Genomic DNA, 16,914 nt, shown 5'->3' on the forward strand with positions numbered 1-16,914 from the left:
CGAAACACTCTCGACCCGTCACCCAGAACGGATGGACACCATGTCTGCACCACGCCGCGCCGTCATCGGCAGCGGGATCGCAGGGCTCGCCGCCGCCCACGTGCTCAGCACGCGCGGTCCGGTGACCCTCTACGAGGCCGACGCCCGCCTCGGCGGCCACGCCGACACCCACGAGGTGCAGGTGGACGGCCGGACGGTCGGCGTCGACACGGGCTTCATCGTGCACAACGACCGCACCTACCCGACCCTGCTGCGGCTCTTCGCCGAGCTCGGCATCGCAACGCAGGAGTCGGACATGAGCATGTCCGTGCGCGACGACGAGACCGGCCTGGAGTATGCCGGGGCGCGGGCTGCCCGGGGCCTGTTCCCGCGGCTGCGCAACCTGACCGACCCGGCCTACCTGCGCATGCTCACCGAGGTGAGGAAGTTCCACCGCGAGGCCCGGGCGGTGCTGGCGCGCGAGGCCACCGACGGCGACCGCGACGAAACCCTCGGTGAGTTCGCCGACCGCTGCGGCTTCAGTGCCTACTTCATCCGCCACTTCCTCGAGCCCGTCGTCGCCGCGGTCTGGTCCTGCGACCCAGCGGTGTCGCTGCAGTACCCGGCCCGCTACCTGTTCGAGTTCCTCGACCACCACGGGATGCTCACCGTCTTCGGGTCGCCCACCTGGCGGACCGTCACGGGTGGCTCCAAGCGCTACGTCGAGGCAGTGGCGGCCGGAATCGCCGACATCAGGCTGTCCACTCCGGTGCGTTCTGTCGTCGAGACGCCGGACGGAGTCCTGGTGACCGACGCGCACGGCGTGGAGGAGGTGTTCGACTCGGTGGTCATCGCCGCACACCCGCACCAGGCGCTCGGCATGCTGGCTCAGCCGACCAGGTCCCAGCGTGTCGTGCTGAGTGCGATCCAATACTCCAGCAACGTCGCCCAGCTGCACACCGACGAGTCGGTGCTGCCCCGGTCCACCGGCGCTCGCGCGTCGTGGAACTACTGGCGTCGTGCGGGGGTGGAGGGGACTGGTGTGCTGGTCACCTACGACCTCACCCGCCTGCAACGGCTCGACGTGCCGGACCGACGTTTCCTCGTCACACTGAACGGCGTGGACTGCGTGGACCAGAGCCTGGTCATCGACACGATGCACTACGAGCACCCGCTCTACACGCCGGAATCCGTTGCAGCGCAGCGCCGTCTCCCCGAGATCAACACCAGCCGGATCGCCTTCGCCGGCGCCTACCACGGCTGGGGCTTCCACGAGGACGGCGCCCGCTCCGGCGTCGCCGCAGCGGCCGCGCTGGGTGTCGAGTGGACCGTCGCTGGCGCTGACCCTGACCTCGATGTTCGCGCCGACCAGCCCGACGCGCTGGGGATCGGTGTGCGGGAGGCAGAGGGCGACCTCGAGGAGGTGGGTGCGCGATGAAGGCCTCACCCTCGACGCGGATCTACTCGACCTCGATCGTCCATGCGCGCAAGGCACCGGTCCAGCACCGGTTCACCAGTCGCAGCCACACCTGGCTGGTCGACCTGGACGACCTGCCGCGGCTCGGAGCGCTGCACCCGCTCGCCAGCTTCGAGTCCCGTGACCACCTCGGCACCCCGGACCGCACCCTGCGCGAGAACCTGGACACCTTCCTCGCCACCCAGGACATCGACCTGGACGGCGGTCAGATCCTCATGCTGACGACGCCCCGCGTCCTCGGCACGGTGTTCAACCCGATCAGCGTCTACTGGTGCCACACCCCTGACGGCCGGCTTGCGTGCAACGTCGTCGAGGTCCACAACACCTACGGCGACCGCCACGCCTATCTCGTGCACGCCGACGAGCACGGCCGCGCCGAGGTCGACAAAGCCCTCTACGTCAGCCCGTTCAACGACGTGTCCGGCAGCTACCGGCTCACTATCCCGATGCCCGGCGCCAAGGTCCACGTCAAGGTCGTCCTCGAGCGTCCGGGCCAGGACCCGTTCGTGGCCGGGCTGAGCGGACGGACCCTGCCCGTACGGACCGGCACCGTCCTCAAGCTTGCCCTCACCCAGCCCCTCGAACCCCTTGCCGTCGCCGCGCGCATCCGCTGGCACGGCATCCGTCTGTGGTTGCGCCGCCTGCCGGTCCAGCCACGTCCTTCCCACCACCAGGAGGCAGTCCAGTGACCACCGCCACCGTCGGCCTGTCCATGCAGCCGGCCATCGATGCCAGCCGCTGGCCCGACCTCACCGCTCGCCGCGCCAAGGTGCGCCAGGCGGTCGAGGGGGCCGTTGCCCGTCGCATCTTCCTGTCCGCCGCCCGGCGGCTGCCGGTCCGCATCCAGCTCGGTCGCGAGGCGATCGTCGGTGGCGCTGCGGTCGACCCGCAGGCGCCGCTCATGGTCATCGACCGCCCGGACTCGTTCTTTGCGACGCTCGGGGCCGGCGGCCTGATCGGCTTCGGCGAGTCGTACATGGCCGGCGACTGGCACGCCGACGACCTCGGTGGGCTGCTCGAGGTGTTCGCGGCACAGATGGGGACGCTGATCCCCGAGCCCCTGCAGAAGCTCCGGGCCTTCTATGTCGCCCGGGCCCCGCACACCGAGAAGAACACGACGCAGAACACCCGCACCAACATCGCGCGGCACTACGACCTCTCCAACGACATGTTCGCCACCTTCCTCGACGGGACGCTGAGCTACTCCTCGGCGCTGTTCACCGGAGACGAGCGGTCCGGCCGCGCGGTCGCGGGAGAGGCAGTGACGACCAGCACCCCCGCGGCGGCGCCCGTCTGGGACGACCTCGCCAACGCCCAGCGGAAGAAGGTCGACCGCATGCTCGACTCCGCCGGTGTCGGCGAGGGCTCGCGGGTGCTCGAGATCGGGACCGGCTGGGGCGAGCTCGCGATCCGGGCAGCTGCCCGTGGCGCCACCGTCGTCTCGGTGACCCTGTCCAGCGAGCAGCGGGCCCTTGCCCGGGAGCGCATCGCTGCCGCCGGCTATGCCGACGCGGTGTCGGTCGAGCTGCTCGACTACCGGCTGGTCGAGGGCAAGTTCGACGCGATCGTCTCGGTCGAGATGATCGAGGCCGTCGGCCACCAGTACTGGGGCGAGTACTTCCGCAAGATCGACAGCCTGTTGGCCCCGGGTGGCAAGGTCGCCATCCAGGCGATCACCATGCCGCACGACCGGATGCTGGCCACGCGCTACACCTACACCTGGATCAACAAGTACATCTTCCCCGGTGGCTTCCTACCCTCGACCGAGGCGATCGTCGACGTCAACCGCGAGCAGACGTCGCTGCGCGTCAGCGAGCGACTGTCCTTCGGCCAGCACTACGCCGAGACCCTGCGGCTGTGGGACGAGCGGTTCCTGGCATCGCTGGACCGCGTGCACCAGCTCGGGTTCGACGAGGTCTTCGACCGGATGTGGCACTTCTACCTCGAGTACTCACGAGCCGGTTTCCGCTCGGGCTACCTCGACGTCCAACAGCTGGTTCTCGAGAGGGAGACGGGCCGATGACCACTATCGACAGGGTCGAGTCGACCACCGCCACCACGGGATCCGGCGTAGCCGTCCAGATCGCCAACGCCTTGGCGCCCTTCGTCGGCGGCGACCTCCCCGTCCGCCTCACGGCGTGGGACGGCAGCGAGGCCGGCCCGGTCGACGCACCGCACGTCACCCTCCGTTCGCCGCGTGCCTTGCGCCGACTGCTGCGTCACCCCGGCGAGCTCGGCGCTGCGCAGGCCTATGTCACCGGTGAGCTCGACGTTGAGGGTGACGTCGACGCAGCCCTCACGCACGTGTGGTCAGTGGCGCACGAGCGCCAGCTCACCGGCATACGGCCCACGCCTGCGGCGATCGCCGCGGTGCTCAAGGTCGCGCGCGCTGCCGGTGCCATCGGACTCCCGCTCCCGGCCCCGGCCAGCCAGGCGGTGTTGAAGGGGCGGCTGCACAGTGTCGGACGTGACCGGCAGGCCATCCACCACCACTACGACCTGTCCAACGAGTTCTACAGCCTGATCCTCGACCCCCACATGGCCTACTCGTGCGGCTACTGGCGCTCTGACGCGGCCGACTACACGGTCGAGGACGCTCAGCGTGACAAGTTCGAGCTGGTTGGCCACAAGCTCGGGCTCGCGCCGGGGATGCGGTTGCTCGATGTCGGCTGTGGCTGGGGCTCGATGAGCCTGTATGCCGCGGAGCACTTCGGCGCCCAGGTCACCGGTGTGACGATCGCCGCCGAGCAGAAGAAGTTCATCGACGCACGGATCGCCGAGCGGGGGCTGCAGGACCGGGTGGAGATCCGGCTGCAGGACTACCGCGAGGTGCCGGACAGCGACTTCGACGCTGTCGTGTCGCTGGAGATGGGCGAGCACGTGGGGCAGGACAACTACCCGACCTACGCGAGCGTGCTCCACGACCGGGTCCGTCCCGGTGGACGGGTCCTGGTGCAGCAGATGTCCAGGCGGGGGCGCCACCCCGGTGGAGGGCCATTCATCGAGTCGTTCATCGCACCGGACATGCACATGCGACCCGTCGGCGAAACCGTTGACCTCATTGAGGGTTCGGGCCTCGAGGTGCGGGACGTGCACGCCATGCGCGAGCACTACGTGCGAACCGTGGCCGCGTGGCACCGCACCTTCGAGGACAACATCGACCAGGTCGTCGCCCTCGTGGGCGAGGAGGTGGCCCGTGTCTGGCGGCTCTACCTCGTCGGCGGCGCCATGGCGTTCCGTGACGGCCGGATGGGTGTCGACCAGATCCTCGCCGTCCGCCCCGACCGCGGCACGTCCGACCTCGAGCCGGTCCGACCGGCGAGCTGGTCGTGATGTTCGACGGTTCGAACTTCCTTGCAGTCACAGGGTTTTCACTTCTCGCCGTCGTCCTGCTGATGGTGGCGACGGCCTTCGAGGGACATCGTCAGGGCCGGGTCAGCGTGGTGGACACGACGTGGGGGCTCGGGTTCGTGGTCGTCGCGGCGGTGGCCGGCGTGGTCGGTGACGGGGCGGGTTGGCGACGGTTGGCGCTGTTCGTCGTCGTGGCGCTGTGGGGGCTCCGACTTGCCTGGCACATGCACCAGCGCAACAGCGGCAAGGGCGAGGACCCGCGCTATGCCGAGATGCTGTCCGGCGAGACGGGCAACCCGATGCTCGTGGCGATCCGGAAGGTCTACGCGATCCAGGGACTCTCGGTCTGGTTCGTCTCGCTGCCGATCCAGGTCAGCGCAGCGTCCGGCCGTGGCGTGGCGCCAGTGGCGGTCATCGGGCTGCTGCTCTGGCTGGTCGGCGTGACCTTCGAGTCGCTGGGGGACAAGCAGCTGAAGGACTTCAAGGCCGACCCTGCCAACAAGGGCAAGGTCATGGACCGCGGTCTCTGGTCCTGGACCCGGCACCCCAACTACTTCGGCGACTCCTGCGTCTGGTGGGGGATCTGGCTGGTCGCGGCCAGCGCCTGGCCCGGCCTGATCACGGTGCTGTCCCCGGTGGCCATGACATACTTCCTCGTCTTCGCGACGGGGGCCAGACTCCTCGAGAAGCACATGGGTGAGCGTCCCGGCTACGCCGAGTACCGGCAGCGCACCAGCTACTTCCTGCCACGGCCACCGCGACGCTGACGGGATCAGACAGGCTCAAACACGCGCAACCACGGGTCCGACCCGCTACGGTCTGACCTGGCGAGCAGGGCGCCACGAAGCCGGGTGAGTGGAGGTGGATTCCGGTGGACGGTGCCCTCATGGACGCCACAGTCGCTGCGGCGAGGGTGGGCGACCGGGCTGCCTTCGGGCAGCTGTGGGTCGAGCTCTCCCCGCGAGTGGGTGCCTACCTTCGCTCGCACGGCGTGGGCGACGCCGAGGATGTCACGAGCGAGGTGTTCCTCGCCGTCTTCCGGCAGATGGGGCGGTTCGAGGGAAGCGGTGCGGCCTTCCGGGCGCTGGTCTTCACCGTCGCACATCGCAGGCAGGTCGACTGGCACCGGCAGCGGGTCCGCCGCGGTCCCTGGGTGGCGTGGGACGACGCCGGACACGACCCAGCCGCCCCGTCGGCCGAGAGTGCGGCGCTGGCAGTGCTCGGGGACGAATGGGTGGTCGCGCTGCTGGCCACGCTCACCCCGGACCAACGCTCCGTGCTTGCCCTGCGCGTCGTGGCCGATCTCAGCCTCGAGGAGACGGCGGCAGTGCTGGGCAAGGACGTCGGCTCGGTGAAGTCCCTGCAGCACCGGGCGCTCGCGCGTCTCCGGAAAGAACTTTCTGGGAAGCCGTATCCCCGAGAGGCTCTCGCACGATTGAACCCCCGTCATGCCTGAGCCCGAAGATCCGGCCCCCAGCGGCCTGCACCTGCCCGCGAGCGACCCGGCGGCCCCGGCCGTCGAGGCGCTGCGCGGCATGTCCGCGCGGGAGCCGGTGACAGCCAGCAGAGAACTGGCGGCGTTCCTCGAGAACCCCGCCGGCGAGGGTTTGGGCACCTCATCACCATCAAGGAGCGATCTCGTGACCGTTGTTCGACTTCCCATCCGCCGTGCAGCCGTCGCCGTCGGAGCCGCCGTTGCCCTTGCCGCCCTCGGTGGTGTGGCCGTCGCTGTGGCCTCGACCGGTGGCGGCCAGGACCGCGAACCCGCCCACGTGCAGCAGGACGACCCGAGCGACACCACGACCACCACCGAGGCCACCGACACCGAGACGACGACGGCCGAGCCCGACGACACCGAGAGCGAAGCCAGCGAGACGAGGTCCGCGACGCACACAGCGAACGCAACTGCGTCCGCCAACCACCACGACGGGGTGGGTGCGGACGACCAGCACGCTGACGTGAATGGTGGCGGTGAGGTTGACCACCGTGCCGAGCACTCCCCGACCGCGCACCCGACAGGTGCTGGCGACGACGCCGACGACCAGGGCGACGACCAAGGGGACAGTGACGCGCAGGCTCCTGCAACGCAGCCTGGCGGCGGTTCGCACCGCCACTGACCACACATGACCGGTGGCTGTCCCGCACGACGCGGGGCAGCCACCGTCCCGCGACCGGGTCCGCCGCGTCCTAGAGTCGGCGGGATGGACTGCCTCTTCTGCCGGATCATCGACGGCGCGCTACCGGCCACGATCGTGCTCGACGAGCCGTTCACGCTCGGCTTCCTGGACACCCGACCGGTGTTCAAGGGCCACGTGCTGCTCGTCCCGACGATCCACGTCGACACCCTGGTCGACCTGCCTGCCGAGCTGCTGCCCGTGCTGATGGGCGCGGCTCAGCGCGTGTCAGGTGCGGTGGTCCCCGGCCTCGGTGCGCAGGGCTCCTTCGTCGCCGTCAACAACGTCGTGTCGCAGTCCGTGCCGCACCTGCACGTGCACGTCGTGCCGCGCACCAAGGGCGACGGTCTCCGCGGCTTCTTCTGGCCGCGCACCAAGTACGCCTCGGACGACGAGGCGCAGGAGTATGCCGCCCGGCTGGCTGCCGCGATCCCGCCGCCACCCGCCTGACCCCGGGTCTTTGAAGGATCTGCCACGTCCCGGCGTGGCAGATCCTGCAAAGACCCGGATCTCGACTGTCGGGGGTGGCTGACAGGATTCCCGTCGTGAGGACTCACGCGCTCCTGCCCTCCCCGCTCGGCGAGATCACCCTCGTCGCGGAGGACGGCGCCCTCACCGGCTGCTACATGGAGCTGCACCGGCGTGGCACCGACGAGGAGGACCGCCTCGGTGCGCGCGACGACGACAGCCTGAGCGCGGCGGCGGCCCAGCTCACCGAGTACTTCGCGGGGGAGCGCACCGAGTTCAGCCTGCCGCTGGCTCCCCGTGGCGACGAGTTCCAGCTGCGGGTGTGGGCTCTGCTGCGCGAGATCCCCTACGGCCAGACCCGGAGCTATGGCGACCTGGCGCGGGCCCTGGGGGACGTCAACCTCAGCCAGCGGGTCGGGTGGGCCAACGGCCGCAACCCGATCAGCATCATCGTGCCGTGCCACCGGGTCATCGGTGCTGACGGGAGCCTGGTCGGCTATGCCGGGGGACTGGAGCGCAAGCGGTTCCTCCTCGCCCTGGAGGAACCGCCGGCCGACGAGGCCAGCCGCCTCTTCTGAGGGTCGATCCCTGTCGTCGACCTGAGTCCAATGGGGTTTGTGTCCATTTGATGATCGTCCGTTAGTCCGAAGCTGCCCCGAAGTCGGCCCGCCGACCTGCCGAGGACCGCGACGATGCCGTTCGGAAGGAGGCGGCCGATGCGCAGGCGTCAAGTGGGTGCCGTGGCTGTCGCCGTGGCGGCGATGGCGGTGCTGAGCGCGTCCGGGCCTCCGGGTGCTGGCCCCCCTACGTCCGTCACCTCCCGCGCGCAACTGTCGCCCGTGCTGCTCCACGAGACCGTCCCTGTGCTGTTCGCCTTCGATGACCTCGCCCCGGCCGAGGCGGTCGCCCGTTTCGGTGACCGGACCGCCATCGCCATTGCGTCGCCCAGCGCCACGAAGCCGAAGCCTCCGCCGCCCGTCGGGCCGGTCGGAAGCATGCCGCCGGCAGGGACGCCCCAAGCGGTGCTGGCCGCGGCCTACCGCAGGGCCGTGTCGCGTGCTCCAGCCGGCTGCCACCTGCAGGTGGCCCACCTTGCGGCCCTCGGACAGGTCGAGTCAGGGTCGATCGGGGGCCGTTCGGTGACCTCGGACCACCGGGTGACGCCTGCGATCTACGGGCCGCTGCTCGACGGCGGCCCGTTCGCAGTCATCCGGGACAGCGACGGAGGTGTCTACGACGGCGCCGGCGACTACGACCGGGCGATGGGTCCGCTGCAGTTCCTGCCCGGCACCTGGAGCTGGGCCGGCCGTGACGGTGACGGCGACGGGCGACGTGATCCGCAGAACGTCTTCGACGCGGCCTCGGCCACGGCCGACTACCTGTGCCGCGACGGCCGTGACCTGGCCCGGTCGGGCGACCTGCGGGCCGCGGTGCTGTCCTACAACCAGTCCGGCGCCTACCACTTGGCCGTGCTGGAGTGGGTGTCCTACTTCCAGCGACACGGCCTGGCCGCCCTGACGACTGTGGCCTTCCGGGTCGGGTCGGGAGGCCGGGCCAGCGCCATGACGGCACCGGAGCCGGATCCGAGCCCACCCGCCGCCGCAAGCAGCTCCACGCGCACGACGTCGGCGAACCCCTCGAGGTCAGGAACCGGCCGTCCCAGTGGTCCGGGTACCCCCACGACCCCCACCACCCCGCCGACCACGGGCGTCCCCGCCACCCCCACCCCGACGCCCTCTGACAAGCCGTCGCCGGACCCCACCACCCCGCAGCCCACCACCACCACTCCAGCACCGGTCGAGCCGGACCCGTCGCCCAGCCCCACGGTGGCCGCCACCCTTCCCTGAACCCGCCCCACGTCGGCGCGATCCGCCACGGCGAAGCGGTCCCGCCAGTGGGTGAGACGGGCGACGTGATGCGCGTCGCACTACGCGCACAGGTGCGCCGAGGCGGCATACCCACAGGGCTAGGTTGGTTGAAGGAAGTGGCCGATCGTTCGCACAGACCGGCTGTCCGCAGGACACGCGTCAGCGAGGACGGCACACCCACCAGGGGGTGGCCGTCCTTCGTCTTTCACAGGAGAGTGTTGGTATGACCTCGCAGCAGGTATCCGCAACGAACCGCCACCGCGTCGTCGTGGTCGGCTCCGGGTTCGGCGGCCTCTTCGGCACGCAGGCACTCAAGCGCGCCGACGTCGACGTGACGCTCATCGCCAAGACCACCCACCACCTCTTCCAGCCTTTGCTGTACCAGGTCGCCACGGGGATCCTCTCTGAAGGCGAGATCGCCCCTGCGACCCGCGAAGTCCTTGCGCACCAACGCAACGCGCGCGTCCTGCTCGGCAACGTCACGCACATCGACCTCGCTGCCAAGACGGTCACCTCGCGGGTGCTGGACCGCGACACGGTGACTCCCTACGACACCCTCCTCGTGGCGGCGGGCGCGGGCCAGTCCTACTTCGGCAACGACCACTTCGCGCAGTTCGCCCCGGGCATGAAGTCGATCGACGACGCGCTCGAGCTCCGCGGCCGCATCTTCGGGTCGTTCGAGTGGGCCGAGCTGGCGAGCACTCCCAAGGAGATCGAGCGGCTCATGACCTTCGTCGTCGTGGGTGCTGGGCCGACAGGCGTGGAGATGGCCGGCCAGATCGCCGAGCTGTCGCGACGCACGCTGCGCAAGGACTTCCGCAACATCGACACCAGCCGGGCGCGCATCGTCCTGCTCGACGCGGCTCCCACCGTGCTCGCCGCGTTCGGTGACCAGCTCGGGGCCAAGGCCGCCAAACGGCTCGGGGAGATCGGGGTGGAGGTCCAGCTCGGCGCCAAGGTGACGGGCGTCGATGCCACCGGGATCGACGTGCAGGACGCCGACGGCACCCAGCGCCGGATCGAGTCGGTCTGCAAGGTGTGGGCGGCCGGGGTGCAGGCCTCCGAGCTCGGTGCCCAGCTGGCCGAGCAGTCCGGGGCGCAGCTCGACCGCGCCGGCCGCATCGCCGTCAACGACGACCTCACCCTGCCCGGTCACCCCGAGGTCTTCGTGGTGGGCGACATGGCCTCGCTCAAGGGCTACCCGGGCGTCGCCCAGGTCGCCATCCAGGGCGCGCGGTACGCCGCTGACCAGATCAAGCGCCGGCTCGGGGGCAAGGAGCCGAAGGGTCCGTTCGAGTACCACGACAAGGGCTCGATGGCGACGATCTCGCGGTTCAGCGCGGTCGCCTCGATCGGTAACCTGCGGTTCACCGGGTTCATCGCCTGGCTGCTGTGGCTGGCCGTCCACCTCGTCTACATCATCGGTTTCAAGCACCGTCTCACCACGCTGCTGCACTGGGCGGTGAGCTTCCTCGGTCGTGGTCGGTCCGAGCGCACCGTCACCGAACAGCAGGTCTTCGCGCGCACGGCGATCGAGCAGCTGGGCTCGGGCTACGCGCCCTCGCTCCCACGGGTGCCGGCCGACAAGCGGCCGCCGGCCCAGTCGGTCACCCAGGCCCGCGAAGAGGGCAGCCGCACCCTCTGACCCGGCCATGGCCCGGACCTCCCGAGCACTCGATGCGGTGCAGGAGCGGCTCGGTGAGTGAGATGCCGCATGCGAGCCGGGCGACTCGCCTAGGGTTGCGGCATGCCGCTGGACTACCCGATCCACGAGAAGACGCTGGCGAATGGGCTGCGTGTCGTCGTGTCACCGGACGCCTCCGTTCCCACCGTGACCGTGAACATCTGGGTCAACGTCGGGTCCCGCCACGAGCTGGCCGGACGCACCGGGTTCGCCCACCTCTTCGAGCACCTGATGTTCCAGGGGTCGCGACACATCGCCAGCGGTGAGCACTTCACCCGGCTGATGGCCGAAGGGGGTCGGCTCAACGCGACGACGTGGTTCGACCGCACCAACTACTTCGAGACCGTGCCCAAGGGCGCCTACGAGCTGGCCCTGTGGATGGAGGCGGACCGCCACGGCCACCTCCTCGACGCGGTCACCCAGGAGAACCTCGACAACCAGCGGGACGTGGTCAAGGAGGAGAAGCGCCAGCGCTACGACAACGTGCCCTACGGCACCGCCCTCATCGACGTGTATGCCGCGGTGTTCCCTTCCGGCCATCCGTACCACCATCCGACGATCGGGTCGATGGAGGACCTCGACGCCGCCAGCCTCGAGGACGTGCACGCGTTCTTCCGCCGCTACTACGGACCGAACAACAGCGTGCTGACCCTCGTCGGGGACCTCACTGCGGATGAGGGGTTCGCTGCAGCGGAGCGGTACTTCGGCCACCTCCCTGCCTCGGCCGAGCCGGCCCGACCTCCGGTCGCACCGCTGGAACCGGTCAGCGAGCCGGTGCGGGTGGACCGGCCCGGCAACGTGCCGAACGACCGGATGCACATCGCCTTCCGGCTGCCCGTGGACAACACCGACGAGTTCTTCGCCGCGGGCCTGGCCATCGACGCCCTCGGTGGGCTGTCGACCTCACGCCTCGTCCAGCGGCTGGTCCGTCGTGAGCAGGTCGCGAACGCCGTGCAAGCGCATGCCATGGGATTCGTGGACGGCGTCTCCCTGGGGTTCTTCGTCATCGACGTGGCCGACGGCCAGGACCCCGAGGCCGTGGAGGCTGCTGTCGTCGAGGAGCTCGAACGATTCGCCGTGGAGGGTCCGACCGAGGTGGAGATGGAGTCCGCGATGGCGCAGTCCGAACGCTCGTGGCTCTCCGCGCTCGCTGGACAGGAGGAGCGGGCCGACCTGATCAGCCAGCACGTGCTGCTCCATGGTGACGGCCAGTTCGTCAACACCTTCCTCGACCGCATCGCCGAGGTGGGGGTCGAGGACGTGCGCGCCGCCGCAGCCCGGTGGCTGCGCCCCGACGGCCGCGTCGTGGTCCGTCACCTTGCCGTCGCCGACGAGGAGGAGGTCGCATGAGCTCGGTGACCGAGGGAGCCGACCTCCCGGCGACCGACCATCCCCCGACCGACCTTCCCCCGACCGAGGTCTCCGTGGCAGAGCTGCCGGCAGACGACACCCCACCGCGCCCTGAGGTCCGACCGCCCGAGGTGTGGCGCTTCGCCACCCCGGCGCGGCACACCCTGTCCAACGGCATCGAGCTGCTGAGCTACGACATCCCGGGCCAGTACGTCATCTCGGTGCGCACGGTGCTGCCCTTCCCGCTGTCCGTCGAGCCACGCGAGGTCGAAGGAGTCGCGAGCATCATGTCCCGGCTGCTCGACGAGGGGACCGCCGAGCACTCGCCCGAGGAGTTCGCAGAGCTGTTGGAGCGCAAGGGGATTGCTCTTGGCGCGTCGGTCACCGACGGTGGTCTGGGCGTCGACCTCGACGTCCCCAAGCGCAGGCTGGGGGAGGCCCTCGACCTGCTGCGCCAGGCGCTCGCCGAGCCCGTCTTCCCCGGGCCCGAGGTGGACCGCCACCGCAAGACCAGGCTCGCCCAGATCGAGCAGGAGCGCGCCCTCGCGCCACAGCGTGCGGCCCAGGCGTTCATCGCCACGCACTTCGACGAGACCGACCGGGCATCGCGTCCGACGGCCGGGACGACGGCCAGCATCACCGCGCTGACCCGCCAGGACATCGTCGACTTCCATGCCGAACGCGTCGGGCCCACGGGCATGACTGCCGTGATCGCCGGCGACCTCTCGGGTCTGGACGTCGCCGATCTCGCCGAGAGCACCCTCGGCACCTGGGTCAGCGCGACCCACGTGCCCGCTGCCGAGACGATCGAGCCCCGCCGGGCCACGGACGCGGCCCGGGTCGTGTTCGTCGACCGACCGGGGTCGGTGCAGAGCGAGCTGTTGGTCGGGTGGACCGGTCCGGACCGGCACGCCCCTGGCGGCTGGGCGGCATACCCTGTCTTGGGTTTCATGGTCGGTGGCTCGCCCAACGCCCGCATCGACGCGCTGCTGCGCGAGGAGAAGGGCTACACCTACGGCATCCGTTCGGTGTTCCGCCCGCGGCGGGTCGGTGGGCTGTTCCTCACCTCCGGGTCGGTGCGGGCCGATGCCACCGTCGAGTCGGTGCAGCTGCTCCTGGACCTGCTGGCCTCGGGCCGCGACGGTTTCCGGGCCGAGGAGGTGCAGGCCGGGGTCGACTTCATCAGCAAGACCGCGCCGGGGCGCTTCGCCACCGCCGATGCGGTGGCCGACGAGGCCGTCACCATGGCGCTGGACGGGCTCACCACGGACTTCACGACCAAGACGCTCGAGGCGATGCGCGAGCTGGACGGCCAGCAGCTCACCGCGGCCTACCGCGACTGGGTGCAGGGGGAGTGGACCGTGGTCATCGTCGGCGACGCCAGCACGTATGCCGAGGGCGTGCGTGAGCTGGGTATCGGCGACGTGACGGTGGTCCCCGCCTGAGCGACGGTCAGCGCCTCCGAAGCCCGGTCAGGCGCGGGCTTCCGTGCCCAGCCGGCTCAGCACCTCGTCGTGCAGCACGCCGTTGGTCGCAACGGCGTTGCCGCCCCACGGTCCGTCCTTGCCGGCCAACGACGTGAACCGGCCACCCGCCTCGGTGACGATCGGCACGAGGGCCGCCATGTCGTGGACCGCGAGCTCGGGCTCGGCGGCGATGTCCACCGCGCCCTCCGCGACGAGCATGTAGGACCAGAAGTCGCCGAAGGCGCGGGTCCGCCAGCAGGCGTCGGTGAGCTCGAGGAACTCCGCGTGCCGGTCGACCTGTCGCCAGCCCTTGAGGCTGGAGTAGGACAGCGAGGCGTCCGCGAGGTTCGAGACCGCCGAGACGTGGATCCGCTTGGCCGCCGCCAGGCTGCGCCCGGACCAGGCGCCCGACCCGTTGGCTGCCCACCAGCGGCGGCCCAGGGCGGGTGCGGCCACGAGGCCGAGCACCGGCATGTCGTTGTCGACGAGCGAGATCAGCGTCGCCCAGGCGGGCACGCCGCGGACGAAGTTGTGGGTGCCGTCGATCGGGTCGATCACCCAGCGGCGCGGACCGTGGCCGGTGGTCTCGAACTCTTCGCCCTCGACGGCGTCACGGGGCCGGGTGCGCTTGAGCTGGAAGCGCACCATCTCCTCGGCCGCCTTGTCGGCGTCGCTCACGAGCGTCAGGTCCGGCTTGGACTCCACGACGAGGTCGTGCGCCCGGAACCGGGCCATCGTGATCCGCTCAACGGCGTCCGCCAGGACATGGGCCAGTCGCAGGTCGTCGTCGTAGGGCACCCGCCCACGCTAGCCCGTGGGGGTGGCCGGAAGGGGGACCCGCACGTTCGAGGGGGGGCGCGGCGGTCCTCCAGAGGGGGCGCAGCGGCCCGTGCGGAGGGGGGCTCGGGCGGCTACCGCAGGGGGCTCGGGCGGCTACCGGAGCGTTCCACCAGAAACATCACCAAATGGGGTCAAAAGCCACTTCGACCGAAAATCTGCTCTCAACTCGGCAGCGGGACGATCACGTTTTTGTCTCGGCTTGGCCCAGAGCGTCGCCTTTACTCCCTCCTTGCCCTTTCATGGGTGCCACAACACGAACGCCCTGTGCGTTACAGGGCTGCGCTCCACTCGGTGCACAGCCCGGACCGACCGCTCATCACCTGAGCGGCAGACCCTAAGTAGGAGGACGTCCATGCGAGGAACTACTCGCACGGTGGCCATGGTTGCTGGAATCTCGTCCGTCGCGCTGCTTGCTGCAGCGTGTGGCGGCGGTAACAGCGACAAGACCACCAGCTCCAGCGCCGGCGGCAAGGCCGGCGGCGCTGTCACGGTCCGCGGGTGCAACCCCCAGAACCCGCTCATCCCGAGCAACACCACAGAGACCTGTGGTGGCAACGTGCTTGACGCCATCACGGCCAAGCTCGTGCACTACAACGCCGAGACCGGTGCCCCCGAGAACGACATCGCGGACAAGATCGAGTCGACGGACAACCAGAACTTCACTGTCACCCTGAAGAAGGGCTACAAGTTCCACGACGGCACCGAGGTCAAGGCGAAGAACTTCGTCGATGCCTGGAACTACGCCGCCTACGGCCCGAACGCCCAGTCCTCCGGCTACTTCATGGAGCCCATCGAGGGCTTCGGTGACACCCAGTGCACCGGCAGCGGCGACGACCCGTGCGCGGGCGCCGGCAAGGCCAAGGCTGAGAAGCTGACCGGTCTGGCGGTGAAGGACGACTACACCTTCACCATCAAGACGACCGAGAAGGTCTCCAACATGGCCGTCCGTCTCGGCTACTCGGCCTTCGCGCCGCTGCCGGACTCGTTCGCTGCTGACCCGAAGGCCTACGGCGAGAAGCCGGTCGGCGCGGGCCCGTTCAAGTTCGACAGCTGGACCAAGAACACCGAGATCAAGCTCAGCAAGTTCGCTGACTACTCGGGCAAGTTCGGCGGCAAGCTCGACGGCATCACGTTCAAGATCTACCAGGACGAGGACGCCGCCTACAACGACGTCATCGCCAACCAGCTCGACGTGACGGACCAGGTCCCCTCGTCCGCGATGATCGACGCCAAGTACAAGACGGACCTCCCGGACCGCAACGCGGCCAAGTCGGTCGGCGTCATCCAGACCATCACCTTCGCGCCGACCAAGGTCGACCCGAACTACGCCGACCCGAAGATCCGCCAGGCGATCTCCATGGCCATTGACCGTGACACGATCATCAAGCAGATCTTCAACAACACGCGTCAGCCCGCTACCGGCTGGGTCTCCCCGGTCGTTGACGGCTACAAGGCGAACCAGTGTGGCGAGTACTGCGTCTACGACGCGGCGAAGGCCAAGGCCAAGCTCGACGAGGCCGGCGGCTTCAAGGGTGGCAAGATGACCCTCGCCTACAACGCAGACTCCTCGCACAAGGGTTGGACCGAGGCCACCTGCAACTCGATCAAGGGCGCCCTTGGTGTCGACTGTGTCGCGACCCCGGTCGTGGACTTCGCCACCTTCCGCACCCAGATCGCCTCGCACAAGATGAAGGGCATGTTCCGCTCGGGTTGGCAGATGGACTACCCGTCGATCGAGAACTTCCTGGCTCCGCTCTACAAGACCGGCGCCTCCTCGAACGATGGTCAGTACAACAACCCCGAGTTCGACAAGCTCATCAACGAGGCTGCTGCGCAGACCGACCCGGCCCAGGCCAACGCCAAGTACCAGCAGGCGGAGGCGCTGCTCGCAGGCGACATGCCGGCCATCCCGATGTGGTACTCCACCGCCACGTTCGGCTGGTCCACCAAGGTCACCGGCGTGAAGATCACCGCATTCGGCACGATCGACTTCGCCAGCCTCTCGCTGAAGTAAGTCACCCGGACCGCACACCTTCACCGGTGGGCGAATCCAGATAGCGTCGTCGGCCTGTCGGCCCCAAAGCCGGCAGGCCGACGGCCTGTCCGGGATCAGCCGAGGGGTTACCCCCGCCTCCTGACCCCGCACCGTCCAAAACGACTATGTTGTGAGAAGCACGGGCGGGCACGTCTCGCCCCGCACGGCTCGTCCAGCCACGCCACAGGGAACACCCCACCCGCCGGCGTCAAATCAAGGGAG

The 16,914-nt window shown here is 69.6% G+C and carries 15 protein-coding genes; 14 read left to right on the forward strand and 1 reads right to left on the reverse strand.

Annotation, left to right across the window (positions count from 1 at the left end):
- The first annotated feature begins 40 nt into the window (after positions 1–40).
- The 13 genes from EAH86_RS12175 (at position 41) to EAH86_RS12235 (ending at position 13,796) form a co-directional block, all read left to right on the forward strand.
- Positions 41–1,417, forward strand: coding sequence for an NAD(P)/FAD-dependent oxidoreductase (locus EAH86_RS12175; RefSeq protein ID WP_241668345.1), 1,377 nt, complete (start codon positions 41–43; stop codon positions 1,415–1,417).
- Positions 1,414–2,145, forward strand: a complete 732-nt coding sequence (locus EAH86_RS12180; protein ID WP_140741080.1) for a DUF1365 domain-containing protein — start codon at positions 1,414–1,416, stop codon at positions 2,143–2,145. The genes EAH86_RS12175 and EAH86_RS12180 overlap by 4 nt, the downstream gene beginning before the upstream one ends.
- On the forward strand, positions 2,142–3,479 hold the full coding sequence (locus tag EAH86_RS12185; RefSeq protein WP_241668346.1) for an SAM-dependent methyltransferase: 1,338 nt from the start codon (positions 2,142–2,144) through the stop codon (positions 3,477–3,479). Before EAH86_RS12180 ends, EAH86_RS12185 begins: the two co-directional genes overlap by 4 nt.
- Positions 3,476–4,789 carry an SAM-dependent methyltransferase gene (locus EAH86_RS12190; RefSeq protein WP_140741082.1) on the forward strand — a complete coding sequence of 438 codons (1,314 nt, stop codon included), beginning with the start codon at positions 3,476–3,478 and terminating at the stop codon, positions 4,787–4,789. The genes EAH86_RS12185 and EAH86_RS12190 overlap by 4 nt, the downstream gene beginning before the upstream one ends.
- On the forward strand, positions 4,789–5,574 hold the full coding sequence (locus EAH86_RS12195; RefSeq protein ID WP_140741084.1) for a DUF1295 domain-containing protein: 786 nt from the start codon (positions 4,789–4,791) through the stop codon (positions 5,572–5,574). The genes EAH86_RS12190 and EAH86_RS12195 overlap by 1 nt, the downstream gene beginning before the upstream one ends.
- A 119-nt stretch (positions 5,575–5,693) precedes the next feature.
- The gene (locus EAH86_RS12200) at positions 5,694–6,263 is read left to right on the forward strand and encodes an RNA polymerase sigma factor (protein WP_140741086.1); all 570 of its coding nucleotides are present in this window, start codon (positions 5,694–5,696) and stop codon (positions 6,261–6,263) included.
- A complete protein-coding gene (locus tag EAH86_RS12205; protein WP_140741088.1) occupies positions 6,256–6,924 on the forward strand; it encodes a hypothetical protein in 669 nt (222 codons plus the stop codon). The genes EAH86_RS12200 and EAH86_RS12205 overlap by 8 nt, the downstream gene beginning before the upstream one ends.
- Before the next feature lie 84 nt (positions 6,925–7,008).
- On the forward strand, positions 7,009–7,431 hold the full coding sequence (locus EAH86_RS12210; protein WP_140741090.1) for an HIT family protein: 423 nt from the start codon (positions 7,009–7,011) through the stop codon (positions 7,429–7,431).
- A 95-nt stretch (positions 7,432–7,526) separates the two neighbouring features.
- A complete protein-coding gene (locus EAH86_RS12215) occupies positions 7,527–8,027 on the forward strand; it encodes a methylated-DNA--[protein]-cysteine S-methyltransferase (protein WP_241668347.1) in 501 nt (166 codons plus the stop codon).
- A gap of 138 nt (positions 8,028–8,165) precedes the next feature.
- Positions 8,166–9,296 carry a lytic murein transglycosylase gene (locus tag EAH86_RS12220; RefSeq protein WP_161988644.1) on the forward strand — a complete coding sequence of 377 codons (1,131 nt, stop codon included), beginning with the start codon at positions 8,166–8,168 and terminating at the stop codon, positions 9,294–9,296.
- A 244-nt stretch (positions 9,297–9,540) separates the two neighbouring features.
- Positions 9,541–10,962, forward strand: a complete 1,422-nt coding sequence (locus tag EAH86_RS12225) for an NAD(P)/FAD-dependent oxidoreductase (RefSeq protein WP_140741094.1) — start codon at positions 9,541–9,543, stop codon at positions 10,960–10,962.
- Between the two features lie 102 nt (positions 10,963–11,064).
- On the forward strand, positions 11,065–12,351 hold the full coding sequence (locus tag EAH86_RS12230) for a M16 family metallopeptidase (RefSeq protein WP_140741096.1): 1,287 nt from the start codon (positions 11,065–11,067) through the stop codon (positions 12,349–12,351).
- On the forward strand, positions 12,348–13,796 hold the full coding sequence (locus tag EAH86_RS12235) for a M16 family metallopeptidase (RefSeq protein ID WP_140741098.1): 1,449 nt from the start codon (positions 12,348–12,350) through the stop codon (positions 13,794–13,796). Before EAH86_RS12230 ends, EAH86_RS12235 begins: the two co-directional genes overlap by 4 nt.
- A 27-nt stretch (positions 13,797–13,823) precedes the next feature.
- On the opposite strand, the gene hisN is transcribed toward EAH86_RS12235, so the two are convergent.
- Positions 13,824–14,615, reverse strand: coding sequence for a histidinol-phosphatase (gene hisN / locus EAH86_RS12240; RefSeq protein WP_140741100.1), 792 nt, complete (start codon positions 14,613–14,615; stop codon positions 13,824–13,826).
- 394 nt (positions 14,616–15,009) lie between these two features.
- Here hisN and EAH86_RS12245 point away from each other — a divergent pair, with 394 nt between their 5' ends.
- Entirely contained in the window at positions 15,010–16,671 is a 1,662-nt protein-coding gene (locus EAH86_RS12245) for a peptide ABC transporter substrate-binding protein (RefSeq protein ID WP_140741102.1), read from the forward strand.
- Positions 16,672–16,914: the final 243 nt, after the last annotated feature.

Source organism: Pedococcus bigeumensis (assembly GCF_006438965.1).
GTDB lineage: Bacteria > Actinomycetota > Actinomycetes > Actinomycetales > Dermatophilaceae > Pedococcus > Pedococcus bigeumensis_A.